The sequence below is a fragment of the Alicyclobacillus sacchari genome, from assembly GCF_004366795.1.
Classification (GTDB): domain Bacteria; phylum Bacillota; class Bacilli; order Alicyclobacillales; family Alicyclobacillaceae; genus Alicyclobacillus; species Alicyclobacillus sacchari.
The window spans coordinates 1-1,458 of the sequence record NZ_SORF01000056.1; the positions used below are offsets into that span (position 1 = coordinate 1).

Annotated in this window: 1 protein-coding gene and 1 pseudogene; both read left to right on the top strand. The window is 54.2% G+C overall.

Features of this window, described 5'->3' with window-relative positions:
- Positions 1-618 (top strand): hypothetical protein (locus C7445_RS14385; protein WP_134161408.1); only part of this gene is annotated, 618 nt, incomplete at its 5' end.
- Positions 593-1,458: pseudogene (locus C7445_RS14390) on the top strand (conjugal transfer protein TraC); the annotation flags it as partial. The gene C7445_RS14385 and the pseudogene C7445_RS14390, both read left to right, overlap by 26 nt.

Consider the following 1,458-nt stretch of genomic DNA (forward strand, 5'->3'; position numbering starts at 1 on the left):
CAATTCCATGAATCGGGCGCGGTCGTGGTGAATGGGCGATTTCGCAAGCTCATCCGCGTAGGGGATCTGAACCTTTATGCCATGTCCATGGAGGAGATTGCGGCTGTGCGAGACCGCTTCAAGGCCATGCTCATGCGTCTCGATAACCCGTTTCAGATTTCCGTCCAGGCTCGACGCGCGAACTATACAGATTTCGTCGCTTACGCCGAGTCGACGATTGACGATGCTGTCAAAGCCTACGAAAATCCAGCGTTTGTGGCGTACGCGGAGGCCTTGAAGCATTACCTGCGAGACGAAGCTCGTAAGCCTCGCACGGACCGCGAAAACCTAATCGTTGTTGGGGTGCTTCCGAAAGTTGGCGGAGAAGAAGAAAAACTGCAACTTGAGCGTCTGACGAGGGAGCAGTCTTTCGTTGAGTCGGGATTATCCGCCATGGGGCTGCCATACGACGTGCTGGAGCCGGTACAAGTGGTCGAGGCCGTGCAAAACTTTTGGAACCGGGAGCGGGCGGTGAGTCAACGCTATCGTGACGCCGTGATGCGTCGCACGCACGCGCTACGTGTCTATGGTGCTGATGTGGAGGTGGAGGACATTGTTCGGACGCAAGAAACAAGCTAAGCGCATTCTCGAACAAGACCCAAGCGTGATCGAGGAGCACGCGCCGACGTTGCATGATCTCATGACCGTCGCAGATGGGATTGAGGTACGTGCAAGCGAGGTCTACGTGTCGCCAAGCGGTTATACGAAGATGTACTACGTTACGGGGCTTCCTTCTACGGTTCACTTTGGCTATCTTCAACGCTTCTTCCGTGTTGGAGCTGACGTCCATATTTCGATGCATGTAGAACCTGCGGATTCGGCACTCGCTATCTCCAAGCGTACAAAGCTCATGACCAAAATTGAGGCCGAAATCCTTGCTGAGCAAAAGGCAGGAACAAACAAGCAACTGGCTTTTTTGCAACAGGAGTATCATTTGCTCGAAAAAGAGCGTGAGGAACTTCGGTTGGGTGCGGAACGGTTGTTTTACGTCACGGTTGTGTTGGCTGTCAGCTCGCCGGATCGGCATGAGTTTGAAGCGGCTTGTGAGCGGATTGAGCGGGAAGGGTTCGAGGGATTTCTCATTCGCGAAGCCTTTAAAGAGCACGACCTAGGTTTTCGTTCAGTTGCCCCGATTGGAGAAAACGTCTTGCGTCATCCCATTGAGATGACAGCCAGTGCGTTAGCGAACAGCTTCCCATTCACGAATTCCCGCTTCTCGCACGAGTACGGCGTGCCGATTGGCGTCGACTGGTCGAGTGGGCATCTCAATCGGTATGACGCTTGGCATAAGAAGCTTGTCAACGCGAATGCCGTCATTATTGGGAAGGCGGGTTCCGGGAAGAGTTTTTTCGTCAAGGGGCTTGTCGCGCGATCAGCGGCGATGGGCATTCGCCACGCCATTGTCGATTACGAAGGCGA